At 71.2% G+C, this 12,779-nt stretch carries 10 protein-coding genes; 6 read left to right on the forward strand and 4 right to left on the reverse strand.

The window, feature by feature from the left end:
- Nucleotides 1–74 precede the first annotated feature (74 nt).
- Nucleotides 75–941 carry an LLM class flavin-dependent oxidoreductase gene (locus OG510_RS36090; protein ID WP_406142233.1) on the forward strand — a complete coding sequence of 289 codons (867 nt, stop codon included), beginning with the start codon at nt 75–77 and terminating at the stop codon, nt 939–941.
- A 15-nt stretch (nt 942–956) separates the two neighbouring features.
- Here OG510_RS36090 and OG510_RS36095 read toward each other — a convergent pair whose 3' ends face one another.
- The gene (locus OG510_RS36095) at nt 957–2,138 is read right to left on the reverse strand and encodes a hypothetical protein (protein WP_406142234.1); all 1,182 of its coding nucleotides are present in this window, start codon (nt 2,136–2,138) and stop codon (nt 957–959) included.
- Between the two features lie 348 nt (nt 2,139–2,486).
- Here OG510_RS36095 and OG510_RS36100 point away from each other — a divergent pair, with 348 nt between their 5' ends.
- Nucleotides 2,487–4,526 (forward strand): phosphocholine-specific phospholipase C, encoded by a 2,040-nt coding sequence (locus tag OG510_RS36100; protein ID WP_406142235.1) that lies wholly within the window; start codon nt 2,487–2,489, stop codon nt 4,524–4,526.
- A gap of 146 nt (nt 4,527–4,672) precedes the next feature.
- On the opposite strand, the gene OG510_RS36105 is transcribed toward OG510_RS36100, so the two are convergent.
- Nucleotides 4,673–5,242, reverse strand: coding sequence for a TetR/AcrR family transcriptional regulator (locus OG510_RS36105; protein ID WP_406142236.1), 570 nt, complete (start codon nt 5,240–5,242; stop codon nt 4,673–4,675).
- A 68-nt stretch (nt 5,243–5,310) separates the two neighbouring features.
- Here OG510_RS36105 and OG510_RS36110 point away from each other — a divergent pair, with 68 nt between their 5' ends.
- From OG510_RS36110 to OG510_RS36120, 3 genes are all read left to right on the forward strand, one after another.
- Nucleotides 5,311–5,808 (forward strand): FBP domain-containing protein, encoded by a 498-nt coding sequence (locus OG510_RS36110; RefSeq protein WP_406142237.1) that lies wholly within the window; start codon nt 5,311–5,313, stop codon nt 5,806–5,808.
- A gap of 48 nt (nt 5,809–5,856) precedes the next feature.
- Nucleotides 5,857–6,399 carry a DUF664 domain-containing protein gene (locus tag OG510_RS36115; protein ID WP_406142238.1) on the forward strand — a complete coding sequence of 181 codons (543 nt, stop codon included), beginning with the start codon at nt 5,857–5,859 and terminating at the stop codon, nt 6,397–6,399.
- Between the two features lie 690 nt (nt 6,400–7,089).
- On the forward strand, nt 7,090–8,379 hold the full coding sequence (locus tag OG510_RS36120; RefSeq protein ID WP_406142725.1) for an amidohydrolase family protein: 1,290 nt from the start codon (nt 7,090–7,092) through the stop codon (nt 8,377–8,379).
- 72 nt (nt 8,380–8,451) lie between these two features.
- Here the strand turns inward: OG510_RS36120 and OG510_RS36125 are convergent, their stop codons facing one another.
- Both OG510_RS36125 and OG510_RS36130 read right to left on the reverse strand, forming a co-directional pair.
- Nucleotides 8,452–9,372 (reverse strand): TetR family transcriptional regulator C-terminal domain-containing protein, encoded by a 921-nt coding sequence (locus tag OG510_RS36125; protein ID WP_406142239.1) that lies wholly within the window; start codon nt 9,370–9,372, stop codon nt 8,452–8,454.
- Nucleotides 9,373–9,436: 64 nt separating this feature from the next.
- On the reverse strand, nt 9,437–10,918 hold the full coding sequence (locus OG510_RS36130; protein WP_406142240.1) for a flavin monoamine oxidase family protein: 1,482 nt from the start codon (nt 10,916–10,918) through the stop codon (nt 9,437–9,439).
- A gap of 262 nt (nt 10,919–11,180) precedes the next feature.
- On the opposite strand from OG510_RS36130, the gene OG510_RS36135 reads away from it, so the two are divergent.
- A complete protein-coding gene (locus OG510_RS36135) occupies nt 11,181–12,764 on the forward strand; it encodes an APC family permease (protein WP_406142241.1) in 1,584 nt (527 codons plus the stop codon).
- Nucleotides 12,765–12,779: the final 15 nt, after the last annotated feature.

The raw sequence follows: 12,779 nt of genomic DNA on the forward strand, positions 1-12,779 counted from the left end.
CACCGCCGGTCGGGCGGTGAGCAGCCCCCGGCTGGTCGATTGCCCGCTTCGTCGTCATGCAGCAGGATGCGGGAATGCGCTTCTCGGTCAACATTCCGAACTTCGGTGATTTCGCAGACCCCAGGACCGTGGCCCAAGTGGCCGCAGCCGCCGAACAGGCAGGCTGGGACGGGCTGTTCGTCTGGGATCACGTGGTGCACGACAAGCGCGAGCGGCAGGGCGTGCCCTTCGGGGACCCGTGGATTCTCCTGACCGCTGCGGCGCTGGCGACCACCACACTCAGGCTGGGCACCCTGGTCACCCCGGTCGCCCGGCGCCGCCCGGAGCAGCTCGCCCGCCAGGTGGCCACCCTCGATGCCCTCAGCGGCGGCAGGGTGATCTTCGGCGCGGGGCTCGGCGGTCCCATCGAGGACGAGTACGGAAGCTTCGGCGAGCCGACCGACCCGCGGGTGCTCGCCGGGCGCCTGGACGAAGGGCTTGAACTGCTGCGGCGTTACTGGTCGGGCGAGCCCGTCAGCCACGAAGGGCAGCACTACACGGTGCGGGATGTGACCTTGCTGCCCGCCACGGTGCAGCGCCCCCACCCGCCGGTGTGGATCGGCGGATTCTGGCCCAACCGTCCGCCGATGCGCCGGGCCGCCCGCTGGGACGGTGCGGTTCCGCTGTTCGCCTCCGCCAGGCACGGACTGATCCCGCCCCTCGACGAGGTACGCGACCTGGTCGCCTGCCTCCGTCAGCTGCGCGGCGCCGACGGCGCCCCGTTCGAGATCGTCCTGGGCGGCGCCAGCCCCACCGACGCGGCCCGGGCCCACGACGTGATCGGGCCGCTCATCGACGCCGGCGCCACCTGGTGGGACGAGCGGCAGCTGCAGACCGGCGCGGGGCTCGACAGGTTCGAGCCGGTCATGCGCCGTATCGAACAGGGCCCGCCCGTCTTCTGAGCGGGCGCCCGGCTGCTACTTCACGACGACCGTCCAGCGTGTGTCGCTCAGCCCCGTCCTGATGTGCAGCAGGGCCGTGCTGGTGGACTGGGAGGAGGCGACCGCCAGCGGCAGCGACGTACTGAACGACGCGCCCGGCGCGAGTGACGGTACGTTCCAGTACTGCCAGCTCCCGCTGAACCCCGATCCACCGGTGAACGACTGCATTTCGGTCGCAGCAGTGGTGGAGCCCGAGGTGTTGGTGATCTTTACGGGGACGGTGGTGGTGGCCCCGCGCGGCACGGTGCAGTCGCCGCTTGGCGGGGTCGCGGTGGCGGTCAGGGGGCCGCTGCTCGGGGTGCCGGTGAGGGTGCCCATCTCGTACGCGTTCTGCTCGACCCAGTTGCAGGCCGACGCGTCCTTGGCGGACGGCTCCCACACGACCGCGCCGTCGGTCTTGGCCTTCAGCTGGTCGATGGTGTAGCCCCAGGTGGTGCCGGACATATACGCGCCGCCGGGGCTGCCGTCCCAACTCGGCGAGATGTACGGGTAGATGGGCTGACCCGGTGCGAGCGAGCGGTCGTTGGCGACGGCCGCGTCGAGTGTGCTGGTCCATGCGGCGTCCGTCTGGGAGCTGCCGCGGTAGGCGCGGGGCGCGAAGAAGTCGAGCAGGCCGTTCTGGTGGAGCTGCTGGGTGAGGCTGTTGTTGGCGGTCGACGAGTCGTAGCCGTACATCCCGACCGGCGCGGACGGTGCGGCTCGGTGCGTCCAGGTGATCAGCTGCTTCCAGAGGTTGAAGGCGTTGGTGGCGGCCTGTCCCGACTCCGCGGTGAGCACGATGTTCTCGAAGTCCAGCACGACCGGCGCATCGGCGCCGCCGCCGAACTGGCTCGCGCTCATGTACTCCTTGACCTTGCTCTCGAAGGTGGCCTCGGACGGCAGCGCCCCGCCGTCCGACAGGCACCCGGCGGCATCGCAGGTCAGCGCGAAGTAGTCATAGACGACGGTGGACTTGACGGCGCCGTACTGCTGGAGGCCCGGTGTGTCCGCGCCCCGCTCATTGGTGAAGACGGTGAAGCCGGAACTCGCGGAAGCGGTGGGGGCGAGTGCCGTCAGCGCGGCGACGGCGAGGGAGAGGGCGGCGGCGGCCCAAACCCGGCCTCCGGTCGCCCTTCTGACGAGGCGTCGGGCGGAGCGGTGCGTACTTCCGAGGTGCATCCCAGGTCCTCTCGCTGCTGCGGGGATCCGGTGCGGATCACCTGAACGCCGCTCCCCATCAAGGAGAAAGCGCTTTCCCCCAGGGAAGGTAGGAGCGGCCGGCTCCCGGGGTCAAGAGGTGCGGGTGTGTGGGGAGTGTGTGGCACCGCGCTACCGCCTCCCGCGGCTTCGTCCTCGTGGCCCCGGCCCGGAGCGTGGTGTTCAGCGGATCTTCACAGAGTGCTGGTGGCATGGGTCTAGCTGAAGAGCCCGTGAATCCTGCACCCTTGTGCGCGATATATCGAACGCGCAATCACATATGCGCAATCGCGTGTACGCATAACTGATTCCTAGGGCGAAGGCAGGCGGATGACACCGATCAGTCGAAGAGGCTTCGTGGCGCTCGGCGCGGGGGCGGTTGCCGGTGCGGTCGTTCCGATGGGCGCGGGAAGCCACGCCGTGGCCGCGAGCCGGGCGGCCGGCGGCACCGGCACGGTCAAGGACGTCAAGCACGTCGTGGTCCTGATGCAGGAGAACCGCAGCTTCGACCACTACTTCGGGCGGCTCAAGGGCGTCCGGGGCTTCAGCGACCGCAGCGGCATATCGCTGTCCGGCGGCCAGTCCGTGTTCAACCAGCCGAACGGCGCCGGGCGCCAGTACCCGTGGAAGCTCAGCTCCACACCCGCGGCCGGCGGAGTCGACGGCGAGACGCTCGCGCAGTGCAACGGCGACCTGCCGCACAGCTGGTCCTCGCAGCACTCCGCCTGGAACAAGGGGCGGCTCGACAACTGGGTGACGGGGGTCGGCAACGTCCGTACGCTCGGCTACCTCGACCGCGACGACATGCCCTTCCACTACGCCCTGGCCGACAACTACACCGTCTGCGACGGGTACTTCTCGTCCACCCTCAGTGCCACCGGGCCCAACCGGACGTACCTCTGGAGCGGCAAGGTCGACTCCTCCAGCAGCGACGGCGGCGACGAGTCCGGGCTGGGCTGGGAGACGTACGCGGAGGCGCTGCAGCGTGCCGGGGTGAGCTGGAAGCTCTACCAGAACGCCGACGACAACTTCGGCGACAACGGCCTCGCCTACTTCACGAAGTTCACCGACGCCGCCCCCGGCGACCCGCTCCACGACCGGGGCATGGCCTCCGTACCGGCCGCCACCGGCTCCACCCCTGACGACATCGCCGCGGCCATCAAGGCCGACGTCCTGGCGGGCACGCTCCCGCAGGTGTCATGGGTGGTGCCCAACCAGGGGTTCTCCGAGCACCCCTACGCCCCGCCCGGCGACGGCGCGCACTTCGTCGACCTGGTCTACCGGGCGCTCGCCGCCGACCAGGACGTCTTCGACTCGACGGTCCTCTTCCTCAACTACGACGAGAACGACGGCTTCTTCGACCACGTACCGCCGCCGTCACCGCCGGCCGACGAGCCGGGCGAGTTCCTGAACGGAGTCCCGTTCGGGCTCGGATTCCGGGTGCCGATGATCGTGATGTCGCCCTGGACCCGGGGCGGCTGGGTCTCGTCGGAGGTCTTCGACCACACCTCGGTGCTCCGGTTCCTGGAGACCTGGACCACGGCCATCGGCACCCCGGCCACCTGCCCGAACATCAGCGCCTGGCGGCGCAGGGTCACCGGCGACCTCACGGGCGTCTTCGACTTCACCGCGCCGGTGTACGGAGTGCCGGCCGGTCTCCCGTCCACCGCGAAGGTGATCGGGATCGACAGCTGTACGTCACTGCCGAACCCGGCTCCGCAGACCAACGCCCTGCCCGCGCAGGAGAGCGGCACCCGTCCGGCCCGCGCGATTCCCTATCAGCCGAACGCCAATCTGGACCGGCTGGAATTCGACTCGGCCGGAAAGATCCTCGCCTGGTTCGGCATGTCCAACGAAGGCCCCCAGGCGAAGAGCGCCGCGCACTTCTCCATCCACCCCAACGCCTACCGGTCGACGGAACCCTGGCAGTACACCGTCGACGCGGGCGGCACGGCGACCGACTACTTCAACATCGGCGCGGGGTACGGATCGGGGCAGTACGACTTCACGCTGATGGGCCCGAACCGGTTCCAGCGCCGCTTCGCCGGCGACGCGTCGAAGGCCGGGAAGGACGTGGAAGTGGCCGCCAAGTACGCCGCGGCACCTGACACCGGCAAGCAGGCCATCTGGTTCACCTTCACCAACACGTCGTCCGCGTCCGTCACTTTCACCGTGAAGGCCGCCAACTACCGTACGGACGGGCCGTGGACGTACACGGTCCCGGCGGGCTCCACCGCCGATGACTACTTCAACGCGGTGTCACTCGCGAAGGGCTGGTACGACTTCACCGTCACGGCCGACTGCGACAGCACCTGGTCCCGCCGGTACACCGGGCACATCGAGACCGGAGCACCGAGCGTCAGCGGCTGACCGGGGTTCGGGAACTCGCGAACGGCCTGCGGCCAGGGGCTGTTCGTGAGTTCCGCCGTGCCCCTGCGAGCCGTGTCCCTGCGGGCCGTGCCCTGCGAGCCGTGCCCCGCGGGTCGCGCCCCGCCGGCCGTGGGCGGCTCGGGCGGTCAGGCCGGAGGCCGGTTGCGCAGGGCGAAGTCGAGGCTGTCCAGCGCGTACGCCCAGGAGGCGTCGGCGCTGCGCGGGGTGTGGCTGAAGCCGCCCACCCTCTCCAGGCTCACATACCCGTGGAAGGTGCTGTGCAGGAAGCGCACCGCGTCCGTCTCGTCGGGCTCCGGCAGGTTGTAGTCGCGCAGGAGTGCCCGGGTCATCTGTGACTGCCGGGGCGCCGCGCTGTTGAGGGCCGCCTCCGAGTCGAGTTCGAACTGGGCCGCGCTGTAGCGGCCCGGATGTGCCTTGGCGTAGTCGCGGTAGGCGTTGGCGAACGCCACCAGGGCGTCCTTGCCCGCACGCCCGGCGAGCGCGGCGGCCGCCGAGTCGGCCAGCTCCTCCAGGGCCAGCAGCGCCACCCGCATCTTCAGCTCGCGCGCGTTGCGGATGTGCGCGTACAGGCTCGGATCCTTGACACCGAGCCTGCGTGCGACCGCGGACAGCGTCAGATTGTCGAAGCCGATCTCGTCCGCCAGCTCCGCCGCCGTTCTGGTGAGGCGTTCGGGAGTGATGCCCGGTCGTACCATGCGCCCTCCGCAGGCTAATGGAATAAAGCGTTTGCCTAAATATATTAGCCCAGCTAGCGTCGACTGATGTGAGACACCTCAGTGAGACTGAAATCCGTAATTCGTTCGTCAACTGTTCCAAGGGCGAGGCCAAGCGTGTGAACATCCCGCACGACCTGGAAGAGGTCCCGTGGGACGACCTCGACTTCTTCGGCTGGCGCGATCCAGGGGCTCCCGACCGCGCCTATCTCGTCGCCGAGGACGACGGCCGCCTGCGGGGCCTCGTGCTGCGCGCGCCGAACGGGGCCAGCCGGGGCTTCACCTCCCGCAGTATGTGCTCGCTGTGCCTCACGACCCATACCAGCGGTCGGGTGGCGCTGATGATCGCGCGCCGTCCGGGTGAGGCCGGCCGTCAGGGCAACACCATCGGGCAGTACCTCTGCGCCGACCTGGCCTGCTCGCTCTATGTCCGGGACAAGAAACCGACCGGCGCCGGGTGGGCGTTCAAGGAAACCCTCCCCGTGGACGAGAAGGTCGCCCGGACCCGGACCAATGTGCTGGCCTTCATCGAGCGAGTGATCGCGTAAGTCCCGGAAGCCCTCATCCGGCCCCGCCTACGCGAATAGGGTCCGGCCATGACTACTGACACGGATGGGCAGGACCGCCCGGAACCGCCCCTCGCGGGCGATGAGGCCGCTGCCCTGCTGGGTTCCCTGGAGCGCCAACGCGCGACGCTGGCGTGGAAGTGCGGCGGGCTGGACGCGGCCGGCCTCCGGGCCACGGTCGGGGTGTCGTCCGTGACGCTGGGCGGACTCCTCAAGCACATGGCCAACGTCGAGGACACCCATGTCGCCCGGCTGCTCCTCGCCCGGCCTGCCGGGGCCCCGTGGGACACGGTCGACTGGGACGCCGACCCCGACTGGGAGTGGACGTCGGCCGCCCAGGACAGCCCGCAGGAGCTGATGGCGCTCTGGGAGGGCGCCACGGCACGCTCGCGCTCCCTCGTGGCGGACGCGCTCACCCGCGGCGGGCCGGAACAACTGGGCCGCTTCACCACATCCGCCGGCGAGTCACCGAACCTGCGGCGGATCCTCCTCGACCTGATCGAGGAGTACGCCCGCCACATCGGCCACGCCGACCTCATCAGGGAATCCGTGGACGGGCTCGTGGGGGAGTGAGCCACCGGGCCGCCGTCCCCGTCGGATGACGGCGGCTCTCCGCCCTCCGGGCGTCGCACCTCACGCGCGTGCATGTTTCCGCGAGGTTACGCCACCACCGGGCCGCCTCCCGGCGCTCTGGCCAGGGGGTGCGCGGAAGGCCCGAGCCGTTCCGCCGCCCCCGCTCCGACCGGCCAAATCCCGTATGTCGGAAGGCTTGTTCCGCTTCTCGGCGTGGTTCTAGGGTCGGGCCACCCGGCGCGGTCGACCTCGTACGCCGGTGTTTTCCGGCTCCGTCACGTACGCGGCACACCCGCTGCTGCCGTGCGCGGACGCCTCTGGACAGACGGGCAGTTGGGAACGGACGGAAAGCAGGCGAGCGGGTTGACGAACGACGGACAGCCGGGACCCTCCAGCGGGGACCAGCGCAATCCAGTACAGGGACCGTCCGGCGGGCAGCGACGGGACCGGGGGTCCGCCACCGGGCAGGGCGGAGGCCGGGACGGTGTCGGACGGCGCGGTTTCCTCGCCGGGGTCGGACTGACCGGCGCGGGCGGGCTCCTCGGGGCGGCCGTGCCCGCGGGCACCAGCGCCGCGGCCGAACCTCCGCGGCACACCCCCACCGGGGGGACGGCCCCCACCACACCCGCGGCGGCATCCGGCGCGGGCGATCCGGGCAAGCCGCGACCGGAGCAGCTCTCGGGCAAGCGCATGCTGCTCGTACCCGAACTGCTGCTCCTCGCGGACGGGCCGGTACGGGGGCAGGCCGTGCTCGTGGAGTCCGGGAAGTTCCGCGACATCGGCCCGGCCAAGCGGCTGATCGCCGCCCACGGCGACCTGCACCCGGTCCGGCTGGACGGGCATCTGCTGATGCCGGGCTTCATCGACGCCCACCACCATCTGACCCAGAGCTTCGGCAAGGCCAAGTCCTTCGGACAGCCTTCGGAGATCTTCAAGACGATCTGGGAGCCCCTGGAGCACGCGCTGGACGAGGAGACCGCCTACCTCTCGGCGAAGCTGGCCGCGCTGGAAGCGCTGCGCGGCGGCTTCACCACCGTCGCCGACGCCGGTACCCGCGCCCCGGTCGACGTGGCCGCGCTGGCCAAGGCCACCGACGAGGCCGGTATCCGCTGCGTGCTCTCCAAGATCGTCTCCGACGGGAAGGGCGGCCCCGCACACCTCGGACGGTGGGGCGGCCACCCCCTGATCCACCCCTCCCTGGCGATCGCGGTCCCCGAGGACGCGACAGCCGCGGTCATCAAGAAGACCGCGGGCATGTGCGCGGAGGCGGGAGCGGTGCTCCAGATCCATGTCAACGAACATCTCGCATCCGTGGAACGCTCGCTGAAGAGCGTGGGCCGGCGTCCCATCGACTATCTGCACCACATCGGCGCGCTCGGCCCGCACCTGCTCGGCGCGCACGCCACCCTGGCCACGCCCACCGAGCTGCGTCAGCTCGCCGAATCGGGCGCGGCCGTCAGCTACAACCCGGTGGCCAGCACCTGGAAGGGCAACGCCGTCGCGCAGGCCACCATGATGGCCGCGATGGGCGTGCGGTTCGGTACGGGGACCGACGGCACCCGCGGCGACGGGTTCCGGCTGGTCGACGCGGCGGAGTCCGCGCAGCGGCTGACCTCCGGCCTGGCGACCGGGGACTCCTCGTGCGGGGCCGGGAAGCTCTGGCTCGACCATGCCACGAGGCTGAGCGCCGACGCCGTCGGGCTCGGCCGGGTGACCGGTGAGATCGCCGTCGGCAAGGCGGCCGACTTCCTCGTCGTGGATGTGAACGTCCCGGAGCTCACCCCGTCCTTCGACCTGCGCTGGGAGCTGGTCCGTCTCTCGAACCGGGACCAGATCACCGCGGTCGTCGTGGACGGCAGGCTGCGGCTGTGGGAAGGCTGGCCGACGGACTGGGACGGCCACGCACTGGTGGCGAAGGCCGCCGAGGTGGGCCCCCAGGTGGTACGCCGCGCCAAGCTGCAGCGGGTCGAACCCACGTAACCGACAACGCCGTTGCTCCGGGGAGGTGCCGCGAGGTTGCGCCGCCCCGGAGCAGTGCCCAGCGCCGACCGGTCAGTCCGGGCGGCGCAGGGTGATGTGCGGTTCGAAGGCGTCCAGGAGCAGTTCGCGCATCCGCTCCACCGGCATCTCGGCGCTGCCGGACAGCATCTGGATCGCCAGCCCGTCGACCAGGCTGGTGAAACGGCTGGTCAGCGCCTCCGCGTCGGCCTCGGGCGCCAGGCCGTCGCGCCGGCAGTGCTGGATGAGGCCGAGGACCGTCCCGCGCCAGCGCGAGTACGCCGCCCGCTGTGCCTCGCGCAGTGAGGGGTCCAGCATGGCGGCCGTCCACGACTGGATCCACACCGACCACTCGTCGATGTCCTCCCGGCTGCTGGGCAGTTGGACGTCGACCAGCCTGCGCAGCATCTCCACCGGGTCGCCGACCTGCTCGAACTCGCTCTGCAGCCGGGCGTGCAGCCGGTCGGCGCAGTAGCTGAGCGCGGCCCGCAGGGCGCCGTTCTTGGCCGGGAAGTGGTAGTGCACCGTGCCCGTGCTGGTGCCGCACTCCCGGGCGATGTCGGCGACCCGCACGGCGTGGATGCCCCGGCGCGCGATCAGCCGCGCGGTGGCTTCCAGGATCTGCGTACGGCGTACATCGGCGTCCAGGGACTCGGCCCGCCGCCTGGCGCCCGCCGCCGCGGCGCGGACCAGGGCCGCCGGCTCGCGGCCACCGCCCGTCGCCAGATATCGCACCGGGACCTTGCCGACCCGGGCGATGGCGGCCAGCTCGTGGTCCTGGAGCCTGCGGGTGCCGCGCAGGGCCTTCGAGAGAGCCGTGGGATCCATCCCGATGAGCCCGGCGAACTCGCGCTGGCTGACATCGGCCGCGAGCACCACCCTGCGCGCCCGGCCGGCCACCGTCTCCGCGGGCGGGTCCGGTTCCGTGGCCTGCGGGCGGGGCTGATCCGCGGTGGTCCGATTCTCCTTCGCCATGGCGGGCCCCATTATGCTCGACCGGCCGTGTGCGGCGGTCCGCCGGGCCGCCGCGGCCCGGACCTCAGCCGTGCTTCCCCGCCAGGGCGCCGGAAGCCGCCAGGGCGGCGGCGATCTCGTCGGCGGCGCGGTAGCCGGACGAGACGGCTCCGTCGATATAGCCGTTCCAGACCGTCGCGGTCTCCGTCCCGGCCCAGTGCACCGCACCGGCCGGCTCACGCCAGCCGTGCTCGCCGTAGCCGCCCCATCCGCCGGGGGTCACATAGGCCGCGTAACCGCCCCCGGCGAACACGTCGCCGGCCCACAGCTTTTCGGTGTAATCGGCCGGCCGCAGCGCCCGCCCGCCCACGACGGCGCGCAGGCTCTCCAGTACGGCCGTACGGCGCCGCTCCTGGTCCAGCCCGGCCCAGGCATCGGCCCTGTCGCCGTACACGAAGGCCACGAGGACGCCGGCCGAACCGTCCTCGGGGGAGTTGTCGAAGACGACGCCGACCGGCGGCGAACCGTAGAGCGTCGCGATACCGGACAGCCCGTCGGCCCGCCAGAACGGTTCGGGGTACACGGCGTGGACCTTGGCCACCCGGCCCATGGGGCTGTGCGCGATCCAGCCCGAGCGCGGTTCCGGCAGCGCCGGGCTGAACGCGATCGAGCGCGTGGCCGGCGGAGGCAGCGCCACGACCGCGCGGCGGGCCTCCACGACCGTACCGACGGTGGTGCGCACCCGGACCCCTGAGCCGTGCCACCGCACCGCGCACACCTGCTCCCCGAGCCTGATCCGGTCCCCGAGCATCGCGGCGACGGCGCGCGCCGGGGCGGCCGCGCCCTCCGTGAACCGCCGGTCCTGGGCGCAGTCCCTGGTCTCCATCAGCTGCTCGTAACTCCCGGCGGCGCGGATGTAGAACAGCACATGGAAGAGCGAGATCTCACGCGGCTCGGCACACCACACGCCCTGTACGGCGAGGGCCAGCCTGACCAGGGTGTCCGGATCGGTGCTCTGCGCGCGGAAGAACGTCCCGGCGCTCTGGCCGTCCCACTCGGCGAACCGCGGTGTCAGCCAGGGCCGTTCGATGTCGACGGTCAGCGCGAGCTCGTCCAGGAGCGCGGTGATCCGCAGGTAGTCGGCGATTCCGGGGCCGTCGGCCGGCGCGGCGCCCGCGTATCCGACGCGTGACCCGTCGTGCCAGACCTCGATGTGCTGTCCGGTCTCCCAGGTGGGGAAGGTCCGGCAGCCGAAGCGTGCGGCCAGCGCCAGCAGGTGCTTCTGGGTCGGACCCACCCACTGGCCGCCGTGGTCGACGACGGGCCCTGACGGGCGCTCCTCGCTGAGCACCCGGCCGCCTACGCGGGAGGCGGCTTCCAGTACGACGACGTCGAGGCCGTGTTCGCGCAGCCGGAGCGCTGCGCTGAGCCCCGCGTAACCCGCCCCGACGACGACGGCGTCGGCCGTGACGACGGGCGTCGGGGGGCCGTGCCGCCCGGGTGCGTGCCCCTCGGGTGCGTTCTGCTCGGATCCGGTCTGCTCGGGTTCGGTCTGTGACCTCATCATGGGGGAGAGCGTGGAGCAAGACTGAACTGCCAGTCAACTGTTGCGATCAACTTCGTCCGCACCCCTTGACTGCGGTTCCGGCATCGGCAATGGTGACGCACCAATCAGTATTGCGAATCCAGTCCATGCCGCGACTGCGTGACCGAGCCGCGGCACTGCGGCTCCACTGCGACTCCATGACTGCCGCGAAGGCCCGTCCCGGGTGCTCCCGCGTGCTGTACGTCCCGGCCGGCCCTCCACTCCCTGAGCAAGAGGAGCATCCATGGCAATGACCGAGCAGACCGAGCCGACCGGCGCGGCCGAAGCCCACTCCAAGGGGCTGCGGCCCGGGGCGCTGTCCATGGTCACCAGCCTGATCCTGGCGACGGCGTCGGCCGCCCCCGCCTACAGCCTCGCCGCCACACTCGCCTTCGTCGTCGCGGCCGTCGGCTTCCAGGCACCGGCGGTCGTGGTGCTGGCCTTCGTTCCGATCCTGTTCGTGTCCTTCGGTTACGCGGCGCTGAACCGCTCCGATCCCGACTGCGGGACGATCTTCACCTGGGCCAGCCGCTCGCTGGGGCCGCGTACCGGCTTCATGGGCGGCTGGGCGATCATCGCCTCGTTCGTCCTGGTCATGGGCAGCCTCGCGCAGGTCGCCGGTCAGTATGTGTTCCTGCTGTTCGGCGCACACGGTATCGGCGAGGATCCGTCGAGCCCCTGGGTGCTGGCCGTAGGACTGGGCTGGATCGCCCTGATGACCGCCGTCTGCTACCGGGGCATCGAGGTCGCGGCCGCCGTCCAGCGCGCGCTGCTCTTCCTGGAGTTCGCCATGCTGGTGATCTTCTCCGTCGTCGCGTTCGTCCGCGTCTACACCGGCCACGCGGGCCCGGGGGCCCGGCACCCGCAGCTGTCGTGGCTCAACCCGTTCGCGATCTCCTCGCCGAGCGCCTTCGCCAGTGGTCTGGTGCTGATGCTGTTCATCTACTGGGGGTGGGAGACCGCACTGACGGTCAACGAGGAGACCGCCGACCGGCGCCGGACACCGGGCCGGGCGGCGACCCTGTCCACCATGCTGCTGCTGGCGCTGTACCTCGGCGCCACCTACGCCACCGTCTCCTTCGCCGGTATCGGCACGACCGGCAACGGCCTGGCCAACCCGGACCACTCCGGTGACGTCTTCTCCGCCCTCGGCAGCGCCGTGTTCGGCACCAGTGGCTTCGGCTCGGTGATGTGGCACCTCATGGTCCTGATGGTGCTGTCCTCGGCCGCCGCGTCGACCGAGACGACCGTACTGACCCTCGGGCGCACCATGCTGGCCATGGCGAGGCACCGGGCGCTGCCCGGCTCCCTCGGCACCGTGCACCCCCGCTTCTCCGTCCCGAAGGCCGGGACGATCGCCACGGGTGCGGCGGGCGGGGTGGTCTATCTGGCGATGAACTTCCTGGCCCACGGGCATGTGATCGGCGACGCCGTCTCCTCCTGCGGGCTGATGATCGCGCTCTACTACGGCCTCACCGGGATCACCTCCGCCTGGGCCCACCGGCGTACGGTCCGCCGCAGCGCCGCCGACCTGTGGCTGCGGGTGGTCCTGCCGGCCATCGGCGGACTGACCCTGGTGGCGGCCGGGCTCTGGAGCCTGCGCAACGACTGGAATCCGGACTCCGGCGGCACCTCCTGGACGCTTCCGTTCGCACCGCACTGGCACATCGGCGGTGTCTTCCTCATCGGCGTCGGCGCGCTCGCGGCCGGCTTCGTCGTGATGCTCGTCCAGCAGCGCCGTGCGCCGTCCTTCTTCGCGGCCAAGCTGTCGGCTCCCACGCTGACGGACGCCACGGTCGAGCCGTCACCGGCCGTCGGCCCCCGCTGACGGCCCGGCCTTCAC

This window comes from Streptomyces sp. NBC_01089 (genome assembly GCF_045162975.1).
Classification (GTDB): domain Bacteria; phylum Actinomycetota; class Actinomycetes; order Streptomycetales; family Streptomycetaceae; genus Streptomyces.